Origin of the sequence: Colwellia sp. Bg11-12 (genome assembly GCF_014076955.1) — a bacterium.
GTDB lineage: Bacteria > Pseudomonadota > Gammaproteobacteria > Enterobacterales > Alteromonadaceae > Colwellia_A.
Genome location: NZ_JACGUZ010000056.1, coordinates 64,556 through 81,420 on the forward strand (window position 1 = coordinate 64,556; position 16,865 = coordinate 81,420).

A 16,865-nucleotide genomic window follows, 5' to 3' on the forward strand; every position below is an offset into this window, starting at 1 on the left:
CAGCGGAAGCTATTTGCATTCAAATGTAGCATCGTCGTGAATAAATGTATTTTAAAGTGGTCACTTTCTTTATTCAAAGATAAGTTACGGTAGTGTTGCCAGTGTTGTTTTTTCAGAGCGGTTGGCAGGAATTGATGTCAGTCGTGTACGATTAAGTCATTTTGATAACGCTATGAAATAGTATTGTATTCTTATCGCGTTTGACTTGATTTTACTGAAAATTGTAACAACAGTGTAGCTCTCATGTTATGTGGGTGTAGTTAATGATGGTGTTGTTAGTTGTTGTTTTAATTGGGGTTTTATAGGTTTATTTTCCAGCGGTACATTGCTTAATACTCAATATTCACCTACATTGTATACATTACATCTTATTTGGCTGTTTAGATATGTTTCCTGTGCAATGCAAAAACCTGCTTGGTTTATTTCTTTTCATATTTTTTTTCGTATCATACACCCAAGCAAGTGATGGAGAAAATGATAAATTACAACTCAGTGGCTTTGCAACTTTAGGTGCTACTTTCTCCGATTCTGACCATCATGGTTATCGTAAAGATGTCAGTTCAGATAAAGGAGTCTTTTCAGGTGATATTGATTTTAAGCAACAATCATTGCTTGGTTTACAAGCTAACTGGTCTATTTCGCCTAACTTAGATGCTGTTTATCAAGGTGTGCTGAGAGATTTAGTTGAGCCATCACTAGATAGATACACTACGCTGGCGTTCCTTCGCTATGAAGTCAATGCACATTGGAATATAAGAGTTGGTCGAACGGCCCCTGATCTTTTTTTATTAACAGAATACCGTGATGTTGATTTTTCTTATATTTGGGCAACTGCCCCAAATGAAGTCTATGGCATTATACCTTACCGAAGTATCGATGGCGTTGATGTTACTTATAGTGAAAGAGGTTTAGGCGGTATTTTTAAAACAAAACTATTCACTGGTTCAAGTGAAGCAGAAATTTCTGGGGACTCGATAATTCAAGAAGTCAAAATTGAAGACATTATGGGGATTTCTTTTTCTTTCGATCATTTTAATTGGATAGTTCAGGTAAAACATAGCCAAGTTAATATTGCCAATGAACCTTTATCTAATACCTATTTAGCTGAAAATATTAGCCAAGTCCCTGATTTTTTATGGCCTAATTCACAAAGCTTTGCTCAGTCATTATTACTTAAGAGTAAGAAAGTAAGCTACTTTTCGATAAGTGGTCAATACCAATGGCATAATTGGTTAGCTTCTGCTGAAGTATCACAAATCAAGTCAAAAAGTGATGTCATTCCTAAAATAACCAGCGGCTATGCCGCTTTGTCATACCAACTTAATGCCCATCAATTTTATAGTATTTATGCTTTTACTGATTCCAAAAATTATGTTTTTAATGAGCCTAACGTTAATGAAGTTGCCTTGAATGAACTTATTCAGGGGACAACGATGTTAATGAACTTTTATTCTGCAAATCAGCAAACTGTCTCTCTAGGCTGGCGTTGGGATATTACCAACGATATTGCATCTTCATTGCAATGGAACCACACACAAGTAGACGAAACGGGTAGTGTATTATGGTTAAACAAAGCGACTCAGCATAATTCAGAAGAACGAATTAATACCTTTCTATTAACATTGAGTATGGTTTTTTGATGAATCATATTAAACAAGCCTTTGTCATACTCCTACTGGCATTATTTATTGAGCCTGTTTTAGCTAAAGAGCCATTGGTGGTGGTTGTTAATAAGGACAATCCAGTTGAACAATTATCTCGCTCAGAACTTATTGATTTGTTTATGGGGAAATATGTGGCTTTCCCTAATGATATTAAGGCGATCCCCGTTGAGCTTAATAGCGATCATCAGATTAAAATTGAATTTTATCAAAACCTTGTTGGTATGCCCTTGTCACGAGTTAACGCTTATTGGTCAAGGTTACGTTTTACCGGTAGAAAACGAGCGGCAGTATTTAAATCAAATGAAAACGATTTAATTGCCTTTATCGCCGCTAATAAGCAGGCTATTGGTTATGTACCACAGTCACTCATCACAAAAGATTTAAAGGTTGTTTATATTTTAAATGAATAAATCAGGTTTAGTTATTCGATTGGCAATAGTCATTGTCTTTACAGCAGTCATTGTTGGGCTTATTACCACCCAACTTTTCTCTCGATTTACGTTTATCAACGAACAGGAACTTGGTAAGCAAAGTATTAAACAACTCTATAGTACCGTTTCTCCTACCGCTTCAATTGCCAGTTACTTGAATGATAAAGGCCTTGCTGAGGAAGTTGTTAATGGTTTGATTAGCAACGACATTGTTACAGCTGCAGCTATTCAAACAGAGACATTACGCGTGGAAAGTGAAAATTATCAAAAGTCTACAGGTTCAGTTGCGTTTGATTTATTTTCACCTTTTCAAAAAGATAATAAAGTCGGCGTTCTGTTTGTTAAAATCAATGACAATTACCTTGCAGCCAAAGCGAATAAAATAAGTGCAACTAATACCTTTGTTGTGGCTGTTGAGGCTCTAATTATCACTATTATTTCAATTTTAGTGACTTATTATGTTATTACCCAGCCTATTTTAAATATTGGTAAAGCGCTTCATTTAATAAGACCTGGCACTAGTGAGCGAATAAAAAAACCTCACTCACATCAACAAAGTGAAATTGGCCAACTGACGGATGATGTAAATGACTTATTAGCGAAGACTGAGCAGCAAATGCTCAGAGAGAAAAGTCTTAGAAATGAGGTTCAAGTACTTGAGTCAAAATTTAGAATGCTCTTTGAAAATGCGACTTCTGCCATTGTGTTAGTTGCGCCACAGGGCGACATACTGCTTTATAATGAGGCTTTTGAAAAGTTAATTGATAAGCTCAATTTATCTTTGAAAAAAAACTATGGCCAATACTTGGAAGATCTCTTTATTAAGAAAAAAGTACTACATGAACAGATATTAATTGCTTTTGCTAATAACGAGTCAGCAGCAGCAGAGCTAGAGTTGATCTCGTATCAAGACGACAATATTTGGGTACAGGTACTAGTAACAAGGTTGATCACTGATGATTTTTTAGATAGCTATCAAATTACTTTACATGATATTTCTAAGAGTAAGTATAAAATATCATTGCTTGATCAAAAAGCTAATTATGATGGCTTAACTCATTTACTTAACCGTCAGGCGGCAGAGCAACATCTTAGGAAATTAACAGAAACCCATAGTCCTTTTGCTTTAATCATGATGGATTTAAATGACTTTAAACCCATTAATGATGTTTTTGGTCATGATTCTGGAGATGAATTACTGATTCATGTTTCAAGTCAGCTCCTTAAAAGTTTGAGAAAAGCTGATGTATTATCGCGTTGGGGAGGAGATGAGTTTGTCATTATTTTGCCCAATACTTCGAGGGAAGAAGTGATTAAAGTGTGCGCTAAATTAGCGGCTAAATTAAGTAAGCCACATTATCTTTCACAGTACGATAAGAGTGTTTTTGTTACGGCATGTATGGGGGTGAGTTTTTACCCCGATGATCAAGTTGAATTATTAGAGTTAATCAGGTCAGCTGACAAAGCGATGTATCAAGTAAAAAAAGAAAAATCGACTAACAATGATCTTTATTTGGCCTTTACCCATGATACCGCCAGCATAAAAAATGACAGTAAACGTTAATGAAAATAAACAAAAATAAAGTGACGCGCTCTTCGATTACATTATTCCCAGGGTATACAAAGGTCCTTCAACTTCAATTAACACTAAAGGCATTGATTACCATTCTCGTCTTATTATTGATGAGTGAGCTGTTTTTTAATCGTTTTTCGGCTTTGGCTTTAGCGATGTCTTTGTTAATTATCATGTTCACCCTTTTCTTCTTATGGGCTTCAGCTGATACTAACAGTGTTATTTCAGGCATGGTGTTATGGTCAGTGGCGGTGTTTATTACTTACGCTTGCTGGATAGGAAATGGTATTTTTGATACCAGTATATTAGCCTTTCCTTGCTTACTTATGCTGGCCGCTATCTTATCAGGTAAATTGATTTTCATTTCTCTATTTGTCTACCTCATTAGTGCTTTGTGCTTTTTCGCTTTTGCGCATAATCAAGGCTTATTGGCGGGAGCACACCTTTTTGAAGCACTACCTTTATGGGATCGAGTGTTTAGCTACATTATAATGTTGGTGTTTTTTTCGGTTGGTGTTTTTTATGTTTTTGCCGATATAAGTAAAAGGTTTAGAAATATTTTAGATAAAAATTCGTCACTTGAATTATCAATCAGCCGCTTGAGAAAACGAAGTGGTTATGACCCGTTAACAAGGTTACCCAATGAAAATGTTTGTAAAGTAGACCTCGATGAAATATTACAGCAACAAAAGTCATCTAGCGATATATTAGCTTTCATCACCTTAAATATTAGTAATCAAGATTTAATTAAGATGAATTACAGCCACAGCATTTGTAATAAAACATTAAAATTACTGGCTAATAAACTGACAGATTATGCTAATGATAAGACCGTTATTTATCGATTCCAACAAAATCAATTTGTTATTTTAAGGCATTCAGCTGATCATCGGGGGATCAACCAGTTTGCTGAAAAAATGCATCAAGTTTGCTCTCAAACCTTTCATGTCGCACATTTCGATATTGTGTTGAATCCTATTATAGGTATAGCGTTAGCGCCTTTTGATGGTAGTTCGATGGAAGAACTTAGGCACAATTCATACCTTGCTATGCATACTAAAGCTGAAGGGAATAAGGCTAATTTAAGTTTCTTTGATCAGGTGATGGCCGCTAAAGAGCAAGAAAAATTACAGCTCACTAAGTCATTAAGAAATGCTATCGCCAATAACGAATTTGTTTTACATTTTCAACCGCAAGTTGATTTAGCAACAGGTCAAATCATTGGTGCAGAAGCCTTAATTCGTTGGAATAGCCCAGAACATGGTTTTATACCGCCAACGGTATTTATTCCTTTAGCTGAGCAGGTTGGAGTGATTTGTGACATCACTCACTGGGTTATTGAACACTCTGTTAATGCTTGTAAGTATTGGCATGAATTAGGCTTTAATAAGCTATGCGTCGCGGTAAATTTATCAGCAGCTGACTTTAAGCGTGGTAATCTTGTGACATATACCATGAGTGTTTTGCATCAAGCGAAGTTACCTGCACACTTTTTAGAGCTAGAGTTGACTGAGTCGATGTTAATGGAAGATATAAATCATATTCAAAAGCAAATTAACGAGTTATGTGCTTTTGGTCTCTCATTTTCTATTGATGATTTCGGCACAGGTTATTCAAACTTGGGTTATTTGACAAAATTTAATGTCAGCAGTATTAAACTTGATCGGTCATTTGTGATGAATATTCGTCATTCAAGTAATGAACTACAAATCGTTAAAGCGATTATAGAAATGAGCAAGAGTTTGAATATTACCAACATTGCTGAGGGCATTGAAGATACAGAAACAGCAAAGTTACTTACCCAATTAGGCTGTGAAGTTGGTCAAGGTTATCTTTGGTCAACGCCTTTGCCTCAGCAGGAATTTATCGCCTTATTATCTCATGAAAATAAAGTCGTTGATTATGTTTAATATGTGAGAGAAATGTCAGTAAATAAGGTTTTCTGCTAGATAATCGCCACTAAAAGTAGCGATTTAAAATGACAATTATGATTATAAAAAAACCTTTAAGACAGCGATTTTAATTGTTCTACAATTTTGGAAAATGTTGGTCTTATAAGGAGATCTTTTTCCATACAGTTGTCTTTTATTGTTACCAGTGGTTTATATTGCTCAGTTATTTTTGAGTGGTGGCACAAAGGTAATAAATCGTCTAATAAGCAGCCAAAAGCTCTTACTTCAATCGCTTGCATTGCCACTTGTTGGTTTTTTGGTAGTACCTGCAGATTAGAAGCCGCACCAAAGTCACCAAATAGCATATTTGCGTTTTCATCAACCATCGTATTGTGAGCATAAATATCACCGTGGCTAATGTTATTGGCATGTAAGTGACGTAATGTATCAGCCATACTAAGCGCTATCTTTGTAATATCTGTTACTTCTAATGCTGCCTCGTTAGGGAACGTATCTCGAGTACAGGTTTTTAATGATGGGGGTAAACCTAAATTATAAAAGCTGGCTGGAATTAACTCCATGACTAACGCGAGTTGTTCTTTCGACATGATTTTAGCAATAACTTTGATTAAGCTTTTATGTTCGCCAGCTTGTAAACAGTTATTTAATTCATCAATCGGATAGCCGTCGCTGGTTATTTCTCCCTTGAACAATTTCACCGCTATATCGTTATTTGAATTAATGGTTGATGGTTTCTTTAGCCACGTCGCTTGATGAATAACCCCCGACGCGCCTTCACCTAACTTGTGCTTTAACTCAAAGTCTTCTCGTGAAACGCTGATCATATTAGCAGTTATTTGTGGGGAGACATTAGAAAAACTATTCCCTGAGAACGCTAGCCATGCTAATTTTGGTAATTGGAATAGCCAATCGGGTAGCATTGATAATTGATTAGCAGAAAGCCGTATTAATTCTAGGTTTTTACAGTTTTCCATGGTGTTGGGTAATTGCTGTAATTGATTGCCGGCAAACGCAAACTTTTGTAAACGCGTTAATCCACCCATTGAGTTGGGTAATACGGCTATTTTATTATCCGTTAAGATCAACCAACGTGTTCTTATAGGCAGTACATCTTCATCGATAGACGTTAATTTATTGGATTTAAAGCTGATCATTTCTAGCTGCGGACAGGCCGCTAATACAGCCGGGATCGTTTCAAAATTATTATTTGTTAAAAATAATATTTTAAGTTTTTTTAATGAAGATAACTGATCAGGTAAAGTGGTTAATTGGTTATTAGATAAGTCTAAGACTTCAAGCGAGTTCGCTAATGAGAATATTTCCATTGGAAATTCAGTTAAATTTTCGCTTAACGTTAAACGAGTTATATCTGAATAGTTACCTGAGTTGAGCTGGGCTAATGTTTGCAAGATAAAGCCTAATTGGGCGCTAAAAATTACCACTATTTTACGGGTAAAGTGAAATAAGCTAAAGTGCTTTACTCTTTTAAGCGCAAATATACGGCTATTATGCGATTATTAATGACTATTTATCTTTCTGGTTAAGTTTCAATTGGTTAATAGAATAATCATTTGATGGCTTTAGTAACCTAATCTATATCATTTACCCTTACTCATAAAATAAGAAGCACTATGAATCAAATAAAAAAAATAATTATTATAGTAAGTACTGCTATCGCGTTATGCGTTATTTTTCCTGTTAATGCAGAGCATCACGAGCAGCATATTGATAAAAAAAGCTTGGTAACATTTAAAGATGTTATGCAAGGTTTGTTATCTGAAACTAAGATGATTACACAAGGTATTATTTTAGAAGACTTTACGCTTATTAACGATGCGACAGAGAATATTATTAATCATCCAAAACCTGCAATGTCACAAAGAAAAAAATTGATGAAAGCCTTAGGTGATGATATTGCAACATTCAAAGGTTTGGATCACGTTGTACACAGTGGTGCTATAAAAATTCAGCAAGCAGCAAAAGATAATAATATGGTTGTTGTGATAGCTGAGTATCAAAAATTAATTACCGGTTGTCAATCGTGCCATAGCACGTTTAAAGCCAAGCTGTCGAAAGCCTTGTTATAGTGCGCTCGCTGAATTTTTTATCGGTCGTATTCAGCTCTTATCAGTTTTTTGTTTTAAATGCATATTGCAAAATGCAAACTGACAGTGAATACTTCCTACTCAATTCTATTCTCCAATTAGTCGCTTATTTTGTCTTATCTAGATTTTAATATTGAAAATAAATTTTCTTCTCAATTACCTAAAGATTTAGAAGAATCTATTTTTCCACACCAAGTGCATTCTGCTGCTTTCTCCTGGGTAACCCCTAAAAGAACATCAAATCCTCAATTGATCGCCAGTAGTTGTGATGCTGCTTCAATGTTGGGGTTAAGTACAGAACAACTAAAGAGTGATGAATTTTTACAATTGTTTACTGGTAATATTGTTCCCGAAGAATTTTCACCTTATGCGATGTGCTATGGCGGGCATCAGTTTGGACACTGGGCTGGACAATTAGGCGATGGACGAGCGATTAATTTAGCTGAAGTAAACACACCATCACATGGCCATAAAGTACTCCAGCTAAAAGGTGCTGGGCCAACACCCTTTTCACGAACAGCTGACGGCTTAGCGGTCTTGCGCTCATCAGTACGAGAGTTCTTATGTTCAGAAGCAATGTTTCATCTAGGTATTCCTACAACCCGAGCGCTGAGTTTATCGTTAACGGGTGATAGCGTCGTTCGAGATATGTTTTATAACGGTAATGCTAAAGCTGAATTAGGCGCTGTTGTTTGTAGGGTGTCTTCTTCATTTATGCGTTTTGGTAGTATTGAACTACCTGCTTATCGTAAAGATAAAGCATTGTTAAAGCAGCTCGTTGATTATTCAATTAAACGTGACTTTCCTGAATTATTAAATGAATACGCTGACGATCCTATTCAACGTTATTTAGCGTGGTTTGAGGAAATTGCTCAACGTACTTGTCGACTGATGGTGGATTGGATGCGGGTGGGCTTTGTTCATGGGGTAATGAATACCGATAATATGTCCTTAATCGGTGAAACCATTGATTATGGTCCTTATGGTTGGATTGATAATTTTGATTTGTCTTGGACACCCAATACGACAGATGCTCAAGGTAAGCGTTACAGTTTTGGCAAACAGGGGGAAATTTCTCAATGGAACTTATTTCAATTAGCGAACGCTATCTATCCATTGATAGAAGAATCTGCGCCACTAGAAGCCATATTAAATAATTACAGTAAAACGTATCAACAACAATGGCATGAAATGATGTCGAACAAACTGGGTATTACGAGCGAAGCGATAAACCATAAAGCGGATACTGAATTGTTTTTAGCACTTGAAACCTTATTGGGTGATATAGAAACAGACATGACTATTTTTTATCGTCTATTGGCTGATTTTAGTTATAACGAAAAAGTGAAAGAAAATAACTTTAATCATTTTGCCGATTGTTTCTATCTAGAGGATCAGTTAACGATAGATCATCAATCACGTTTTTCTTTATGGTTAGAAAGCTACGCTCATCGAATTCAACAAGACGGAAAAACAGCAGAGCAAAGAAAAGCGGCGATGAATAAAGTGAACCCTAAATATGTCTTGCGTAATTATTTAGCACAACAAGCCATTGAGCTTGCAGAGCAAGGGGATTATAGCAAGTTACACGAATTACAAAAGGTTCTGGAAAAACCTTACGATGAACAAATAGCGTTTCATCATTACAGTGAAAAGCGTCCTGAGTGGGCGAGAAATAAAGCGGGTTGTTCGATGTTATCGTGTAGCTCTTAAGGTGTTATTGAATAACGCTTAAAACTAAAACTAAAACCTTACCGACCTTTATTTTTTACGAGGTCGATAAGGTTATTTTTGCTAATGTAGAGATTTTATCAAAGCAATTAAGATAAATGTTAATTGATAAAAACTAAGCGTTTATCGCGCTACTTGGCACACTGGTTGGGCTAATATGCTCGATAGGATAACAGCCTAAAATTTTAATGAAGTTAGTAATTGTCGTTATTTCATTTATCGCTTCTTGTAATACCGCACTTTTTACATTGGCTTCCACATCAATATAGAACATTTCTTCCCATGGGCGTCCTTGAATCGGTCTAGACTCAAGCTTGCACATGTTGATGCCTTTTGCTTTTAAGATAATAAGACAATCTACCAACGCACCGGCTTTTTGTCCTGTAGCCAAAATTAACGCTGTTTTTGCAGGAATTTGTTCTGCAACATCGATAGGCTTACGGGCGACTAAAATAAAGCGACTGTGGTTTTCTGTTTGATTTGCAATCGACTTCTCCAAAGCATGAAGCTTATAGAGGTGACCACCTTCCTCACTGCCAATAACCGCCACTGTAGGGTCTTGTAATTCATAAGCTCTCGCCATGGCATCAGCGGTACTGTCACAATATTCGATGCGAATATTCTTTTGTTTATCAAGAAAATTACTACATTGGGTAAAAGGTTGTCCGTGTGCATAAATCGTTTTTATTTTATTGAGCTCGGTCGTTACTGCTGTTAATAAACAATGCTCGATAGGTTGGGTTATTTCACCAACAATTGACAAGTTAGTGTGTTGCAGGGCATCGTAAACTTCGTTAATACTACCTGAACTGGTATTTTCAATCGGAAGCATGCCATAGTCTACATGACCAGATTCTACTTGCTGCATAATCTCGTTGAAACTTTGGCAGCCGTATTCATTGATTTTTGCCGCACGACGTGAAAAATAGCGATGACTGGCTAAGTAACTGTAAGAACCTTTGTCTCCTAAAAAAGCGACACTAACCGTAGGTACCTGAATATTTGGGTTTGCTAAGGTTTGTAAATAGGCTTGTTGATTTAATACTGAATCTTCAATAATTGTTTGATAAACACTCGTCACATAGTGAGCGTCTAAACCCAGTACCTTACCTTGGTTAATCAAACGTATCAGTAATTCTTGCTCACGTTGTTGGTCGCGAACAGGGCGAATTTGATGAGCTTTGCTTTTCGCCACATTGAGCGTGAGTGAACGGCGTTGCGCAAATAATTCCAATAACTGTTGATCTAACTGGGTTATTTTTTCGCGGATTTTATTCAGATCTAATTCTTCGCTCACAGCACTTCACCCTATATTTTGTTATTTCAAGAAAATGGTTAAAAATAAAGAATCCTGATGTTTTAGTAAATAAAAATCATGAAGGCGACTAAAACAGGACGTTAGTCAGGATATATGACATTACTGTATATAGGGGAAAGAAATTGTTCAAGCCTTTATTACCAAAGGCTTGTATTAAAAAAATCTATATTAGAAATAGATTTTTACTCTTAAGGAATGCATTGCCAAATAATAGCAAAAGATGACACGGTTGCTATGCCCCAAACAATAGAACGTATAAGTCCAATATTTAATAAATAAAATATGTTGTAGGCAACACGTGCAATAACATGGGTGATAGCTAATACCGTAATACTATCTGTTATTGTGTTGGTTGCAATCGCTAATAAAACCGCAGGTATAAAGATTATTAGCGATTCAAAAGCGTTTTGATGAGCCGCAAGTGCACGTGCACCAAAGCCGGTTAATTGTGTTTGTTGAGCGCGAGGGTGATTATTGTCGTAACCACCGAGTTTATTCATCGCGATAGCCACGGGAGCTTTCGCTAAATAGGGTAATAGGGTGGCAGCAAATAAACACCAAATTAGAATAGTCATACTTTCCTCTTATTATTATTGATTTTAGTTTTAGTGCTAAGGCTTATCAAACTGTTTAATCGTTCCACTTAATAGCTTAATAGCGTTAATGTATATTTTGTTTCACCAGGTAAAAAGGGTGATGGTTTACCTTGTACCCAATCTTCATGACCTAAACCGTAGTAGGGACTCCATGGGTGGCCTGATTGACTGGTAGGCATATGCAATATTCCAGACGATTCATGGCCAGGTGAAACGACCATGCGTTGCGATGCACCAAAGGTTTTTCCTTGTACGCGCGGCATATAGCTGTCACCGGGCAATTGTATAGGCTGCATATCCAACCAATGGCCAATAAGCGGTACTGCTTTACTGAGTGGGTGTTGTATTTTACTGGTGTTTTGTTGCCCCCAAGTCGCACTCGCTAATGGTTGGTCTTTCGTCATATCAGCTAATGTAGTGGTTAATGCCTGTTCAAAAACTTCCTGCCAACTATTTTCTGGTAACCATAAGAAATTCTTCGGCTGGTCATTAATCATTTGCCAAAGAGGTGTTTCAATTTGGTGGCGAATAGTGCGAAAAGAATAGCTACTGTCTACGAGAGATAAATTTTTATTAAGTAAACTGAACACGTCATTACGTACATTCAATCGGAAATTATTCACCAATCGATAAGCAACTGAATCAATGCAAGCACATAATGGGTCAGTATCAACAATTTCTTTCACCGCTTGCCAACGGGGGTGCTGAACAATGGCTTTAGGCGTTAGTACTTTTTTAAGTAAAAAGTCCTGCCAACGCTTCAAGAAAATTGCACGGTCATCAAGCGCAATATCAAGTAAGTCAGGTTCTGAGAAAACATCTTTAGTGAGTAAACTCTCTCTTATTTGTTGTGCTCGCGCGCCTAAAGCATAACCACCGTTACCCAGTTTATCTAACATTGTACCGCCGACAACACGGGTGTTAGCGGTCCACAAACGATTGTTTTCAGGGTTTTTAATACGGGGATATTGTTCGCTATCTAAATAACCTTGCCAGTTGTTTTTACCATCAGCCCAGTGTGTTGGTGTTTCGCCAAACTGGGTCGACTTTTTGGGGATAGGCCCCATAATTGTCCAGCCAATATTCCCCGCTTTGTCACCAACCACTAAATTTTGTGCCGGAATACCGGCTTTGCTAGCAATAATAAAAGCTTCGTCAACACTCGTTGCTAACTCGAGTTGGGTGTGGTGTAGATTCACGGCTTGCACATCATGAGCAACCCAACGATAAGCTAATAATTGCTGATTACTGTTCGAGCCTATAACGGGGCCCCAAATTGTTTCTTTTACAATAAGTTCTTGTGCGTCTTGATCTTTGATAGCGATAACATGTTTATGTTCAGTAAAGTCTCGATAACCTGTTGGCGTTAAATACTGACTTTGATCAGCATTAGTATCGAGAATAATAATATCACTCCAATCACCATAACTATTGGTAAAACCCCAAGCAATATTACCGTTGCTACCCGCAATTATATTAGGCGTTCCAGGCAATGTAAGCCCCGTTACTTTTATACTTTTATTATCATCACTTTCATATTTAAAGGTTGCCCGAAACCAAGTGTTAGGTACGCGTATACCTAAATGCATATCGTTAGCGACAATGGCACTGCCTGTTGCACTGAGTTTCCCCGAAACGGCCCAGTTATTTGACCCAGGGAATTCCTCACCTTGATATTTATTGTTAGCAGAACCGATGTTTTGGTCTTGCACAGAAATTGAGGATACCGATATAAGCGTTTCCTGCTCTGCCGAAGCCGAAGGCCATGCACGTGTAGGCATGGCACTTGAAGGGTAGTGAGTGCCATCGATAGCGGCGTCCCAAATGCTTCCTTTGGGATTTAGAAACTCAAAGACGTCTTTACCGAGGCTATTTTTTATATTACCTAATGTTCTTTCACGATCGCCTGCAGCATATTGTAAGTCCATATACATACTTAATACCGTTAATATAGTGTCTTCTTCTTGCCATGAAACTGGGGCTTGTTGTAAAAGTAAGTATTCAAAAGGAGGTGACTTTAAATTATTTATGCCTTGATTAACGCCACGAGTATATGCTTTTAGTAAGGCTAAATCTTTTTTTGGAAGTTGGGATACTATAATACGCGCACGCTCACGAAAACGATGACGGCGAATTTCTTTATCATGGGGTAATGCTTTTTCGCCAAATAAGCTAGCGAGTTCACCAGCAGAATTGCGGCGCAGTAAATCCATCTGAAAAAAGCGTTCTTGGGCGTGTATAAAACCAGTAGCAACGGCAACATCGTTACGTTTCTTAGCTTTTATCGTTACAATGCCCTGACTATCTCGTTCAACAATGGCGGTATCACTTAAACCCAGTAAAGTTCTTTTCCCTTCAAGAACCGGCAAAGCATTATCAATTTGACTGTAAATCCATGTACCTAAACTCGCAATGACTAAAAATAAGATCAGCAAGAAACCAATTAATATGTGTTTTATTTTATTCATAGTGTGAAGTTTTTAGGATATTTAGTTGTGCTAGATTACCTTATTATTTATAAAGTTAACATTGAATGATGGAACATTATTATGGGTTTATAAATAAAGAAAAGAACACATACTTTTTTATTGGTATTTTTACCGATAGAATAGCGATAATTATTATCGATAAACTTAATTCAGGAGTTTTTATGGCATCTTTACAAGATCAGCTATTAAAAGCAGGCTTAACAACTAAGCAAAAAGCGCGACAAGCAAATACAAGTCAACGTAAAACAAATAAACAAAAACGCAGTGGTGTTGCAAAAGATGAAAGTTTGCAAGACCAAGTAAAACAAGACTTAGCGAAAGCTCAGAAAGAAAAATTAGCAAAAGACGCTGCCCTTAATGAAGAGAAAAAACAACAACTTGCTAATAAAGAAAAAACGTTACGTATTCAACAAATACTCGAGCACCACCAAATTAAAAATGTTAACGGTGAAACGGAGTATAACTTCACCTTTAATAGTAAAATTAAAAAGCTTTTTGTAAATGCGCTTACACATAGAGCTTTAGTGAATGGACGTTTAGCGGTTTGCGGTTTAGTGGAGCAGAGTTACCTAGTTACTGCTGAAACGGCTGCAAAATTAGCCACTTTAGACCCCAGCGTTATTTTGGTACAAAATGATAAAGTTGAAAGTGATGAGGTCGCAGCTGACGATCCTTATGCTGATTATCAAATTCCTGATGATATGATGTGGTAGCTGGCGTGTTTGCACAAATGAAGATAAGTATAACAAAGCAATTATGTTAAACTGGCACAAATTGAGGGGGCTGTATTGAAGCAGTCTCGTGTATTATTTTTATAACTAAAGAGAAGTTGTTTTATGTTTATTGTTCGCTGGATTATTGGTCGTATTATTTTATTATTGAATTTCATCTTTTCACCAAGTGGTCCGCAACGAACACCTGAATTACAAACTGAGATTGATACGAGCACAAAACATTTAAGTTTATATCAATTACCCGCATGTCCTTTTTGTGTAAAAGTTCGTCGTGCAATGAAACGAGATGGTTTAAATATTGAATTACGTAATATTAATCAAAACGAAAATTATCGTGAAGAGTTAATCAAAGAAGGAGGTAAGCGCACAGTACCTTGTTTGAAAATAACAGATGAAAACGAAAAGGTGACTTGGTTGTATGAATCTAAAGATGTTATTAATTACTTGCAACAATTTGCCCGTTAATTTTATGGTTAATCATATTTATTTATAAATAATGAAGTAATTCTCTATTTCTCGGGTCTATTAGTTTATCGTTAGACAATTAATAACCCGAGAAGTAGACCTATGTTAATTAAATCGCCTGCAAAATCCTCGCTTAAAGAACATCAAGTTACCGATGAAAGTGTTTACTTACAACGCAGACAGCTTGTTAAGAAAATGGGATTTATTGGCGCAGGAACATTAATCTCCTCTGCTATACCGAGTGTTGTTCATGGTAAAGGCTTAGATTTTCTCTCATCAGAACCCACACAAACTTTTCAGCGTTATCCCCTGAATTTTACAGCTAACAGCACTAACAATGCACAAGTACTCACACCTGAAGCTAAAGTGACGAGTCATAATAACTTTTACGAATTTGGGACAAATAAAAGTGATCCAGTCAACAACGCACAAAGTTTTAACGTTAATCCTTGGAAGTTAACCATTAGTGGTGAATGTGACAAACCTTATACGTTAGATTTAGATGCGTTAACAAAAAGTTTTGTGCTTGAAGAGCGTATCTATCGTCTAAGATGTGTAGAAGCTTGGTCAATGGTTATCCCTTGGGTTGGTTTTGAATTAGCAACGCTATTAAAAAAAGCGCAGCCAAACTCTCGTGCTAAATATGTTGCCTTTGAAACCTTATATGACCCAGAACAAATGCCAGGACAAGCAAGTAGGCGACTTGGTGGTGGCGTTGACTACCCTTATGTTGAAGGCCTACGGATTGATGAGGCTATGAACCCACTAGCACTGATGAGTGTCGGTTTATATGGGAAAACTTTACCTGCCCAAAATGGGGCGCCTATTCGTTTAGTTGTACCTTGGAAGTATGGTTTTAAAAGTATCAAATCGATTGTTGCAATAAAATTTGTTGAACATCCTCCCGCATCTACATGGAATATTTTGGCGCCCAGCGAATATGGCTTTTATGCCAATGTTAATCCTAAAGTTGACCATCCTAGATGGAGTCAAGCCAGTGAGCGAAGAATTACTTCTGGTGGTTTATTTGCTCGTAACCGTATTGATACTTTACCTTTCAACGGTTATGGAGAAGAAGTTGCTGACATGTACAGAGATCTCGACTTACGAAAAAATTTCTAAAGCCTTTTTTAAACGGTCAGTGATGAGTGTCTAGCTATGAATACATCATCTCTATTAACTTATTAAGTCATAATTAGCGTCATGAAATATAAAGTGTTTTTCTTTAAATTATTTATTCACCTTGCGGCTTTATTGCCGTTAGTCAATGCATATTACTTAGCTTTTACTGACCAATTAGGTGCTGATCCGGTTGAGGCCATTATTCATTTTACCGGGATCGGCGCTTTTAATTTATTGTTATTAAGTTTGGCAATAACTCCTATCAGTAAGCGCTTTAAAATTTCATTATTAGTAAAAGTTCGCCGATTAGTCGGCTTATATAGTTTTACTTATGCACTACTTCACTTAACTAACTTTTTGGTGTTTGAAGTTCAGTTTGATTGGTTACTATTTTTGAATGAAATTATTGACCGACCTTATATTACGATTGGTATGGCAGGACTTTTAATTTTACTGACGTTAGCAATAACATCAGTTTCTGCATTGAAAAAACGCATGGGTAAAAATTGGCAAAAGCTACATAATTGGGTTTATTTAGCGGTTATCTTTGTTGGTATTCATTTTTACTGGTCGGTGAAATCCGACATTATTGAACCAAGCATTTATCTATTTATTAGTATTACGTTATTAGCGCTTCGTTTTGAAAAATTTAAAAAACGCATAAAAAAAAGCTAGTCAGTATCTACCGACCAGCTTTAATTAACTTACTTTCTTAATTTATTTA

At 36.6% G+C, this 16,865-nt stretch carries 14 protein-coding genes; 10 read left to right on the top strand and 4 right to left on the bottom strand.

Features of this window, described 5'->3' with window-relative positions; all coding sequences use genetic code 11:
* The first annotated feature begins 386 nt into the window (after window positions 1-386).
* From H4J39_RS04640 to H4J39_RS04655, 4 genes are read left to right on the top strand one after another with little or no spacing between them, the layout of a single operon-like run.
* On the top strand, window positions 387-1,640 hold the full coding sequence (locus tag H4J39_RS04640) for a hypothetical protein (protein WP_182226217.1): 1,254 nt from the start codon (window positions 387-389) through the stop codon (window positions 1,638-1,640).
* The gene (locus H4J39_RS04645; RefSeq protein WP_182226218.1) at window positions 1,640-2,074 is read left to right on the top strand and encodes a hypothetical protein; all 435 of its coding nucleotides are present in this window, start codon (window positions 1,640-1,642) and stop codon (window positions 2,072-2,074) included. Before H4J39_RS04640 ends, H4J39_RS04645 begins: the two co-directional genes overlap by 1 nt.
* Window positions 2,067-3,659 (top strand): diguanylate cyclase domain-containing protein, encoded by a 1,593-nt coding sequence (locus H4J39_RS04650; RefSeq protein ID WP_182226219.1) that lies wholly within the window; start codon window positions 2,067-2,069, stop codon window positions 3,657-3,659. The genes H4J39_RS04645 and H4J39_RS04650 overlap by 8 nt, the downstream gene beginning before the upstream one ends.
* Window positions 3,659-5,578, top strand: a complete 1,920-nt coding sequence (locus H4J39_RS04655) for a bifunctional diguanylate cyclase/phosphodiesterase (protein ID WP_182226220.1) — start codon at window positions 3,659-3,661, stop codon at window positions 5,576-5,578. The genes H4J39_RS04650 and H4J39_RS04655 overlap by 1 nt, the downstream gene beginning before the upstream one ends.
* Before the next feature lie 95 nt (window positions 5,579-5,673).
* Here the strand turns inward: H4J39_RS04655 and H4J39_RS04660 are convergent, their stop codons facing one another.
* On the bottom strand, window positions 5,674-6,990 hold the full coding sequence (locus H4J39_RS04660; RefSeq protein WP_182226221.1) for a leucine-rich repeat-containing protein kinase family protein: 1,317 nt from the start codon (window positions 6,988-6,990) through the stop codon (window positions 5,674-5,676).
* Between the two features lie 222 nt (window positions 6,991-7,212).
* Here H4J39_RS04660 and H4J39_RS04665 point away from each other — a divergent pair, with 222 nt between their 5' ends.
* Window positions 7,213-7,668: a hypothetical protein gene (locus H4J39_RS04665; RefSeq protein ID WP_182226222.1), complete on the top strand. Its 456-nt coding sequence runs from the start codon at window positions 7,213-7,215 to the stop codon at window positions 7,666-7,668.
* A 129-nt stretch (window positions 7,669-7,797) separates the two neighbouring features.
* Window positions 7,798-9,399 (top strand): YdiU family protein, encoded by a 1,602-nt coding sequence (locus tag H4J39_RS04670; RefSeq protein ID WP_182226223.1) that lies wholly within the window; start codon window positions 7,798-7,800, stop codon window positions 9,397-9,399.
* Window positions 9,400-9,532: 133 nt separating this feature from the next.
* Here H4J39_RS04670 and H4J39_RS04675 read toward each other — a convergent pair whose 3' ends face one another.
* The 3 genes from H4J39_RS04675 to H4J39_RS04685 all read right to left on the bottom strand — a co-directional run bounded on the left by H4J39_RS04675 (window position 9,533) and on the right by H4J39_RS04685 (window position 13,799).
* Complete coding sequence (locus H4J39_RS04675; protein WP_182181830.1) at window positions 9,533-10,714, bottom strand: chorismate mutase; 1,182 nt, start codon at window positions 10,712-10,714, stop codon at window positions 9,533-9,535.
* A 209-nt stretch (window positions 10,715-10,923) separates the two neighbouring features.
* Window positions 10,924-11,310, bottom strand: a complete 387-nt coding sequence (locus tag H4J39_RS04680; protein ID WP_182181831.1) for an MAPEG family protein — start codon at window positions 11,308-11,310, stop codon at window positions 10,924-10,926.
* Window positions 11,311-11,378: 68 nt separating this feature from the next.
* Window positions 11,379-13,799 (bottom strand): penicillin acylase family protein, encoded by a 2,421-nt coding sequence (locus H4J39_RS04685; RefSeq protein WP_182226224.1) that lies wholly within the window; start codon window positions 13,797-13,799, stop codon window positions 11,379-11,381.
* A 182-nt stretch (window positions 13,800-13,981) separates the two neighbouring features.
* Between H4J39_RS04685 and H4J39_RS04690 the strand changes: the two genes are divergently transcribed.
* From H4J39_RS04690 to msrQ, 4 genes are all read left to right on the top strand, one after another.
* On the top strand, window positions 13,982-14,533 hold the full coding sequence (locus H4J39_RS04690) for a DUF2058 domain-containing protein (protein WP_182226225.1): 552 nt from the start codon (window positions 13,982-13,984) through the stop codon (window positions 14,531-14,533).
* Between the two features lie 123 nt (window positions 14,534-14,656).
* Window positions 14,657-15,019 carry a glutaredoxin gene (locus tag H4J39_RS04695; protein WP_182226226.1) on the top strand — a complete coding sequence of 121 codons (363 nt, stop codon included), beginning with the start codon at window positions 14,657-14,659 and terminating at the stop codon, window positions 15,017-15,019.
* Between the two features lie 102 nt (window positions 15,020-15,121).
* Window positions 15,122-16,141, top strand: coding sequence for a protein-methionine-sulfoxide reductase catalytic subunit MsrP (msrP, locus tag H4J39_RS04700; protein WP_182226227.1), 1,020 nt, complete (start codon window positions 15,122-15,124; stop codon window positions 16,139-16,141).
* 81 nt (window positions 16,142-16,222) lie between these two features.
* Entirely contained in the window at window positions 16,223-16,816 is a 594-nt protein-coding gene (msrQ, locus tag H4J39_RS04705; protein WP_182226228.1) for a protein-methionine-sulfoxide reductase heme-binding subunit MsrQ, read from the top strand.
* The last annotated feature ends 49 nt before the right edge of the window (window positions 16,817-16,865 follow it).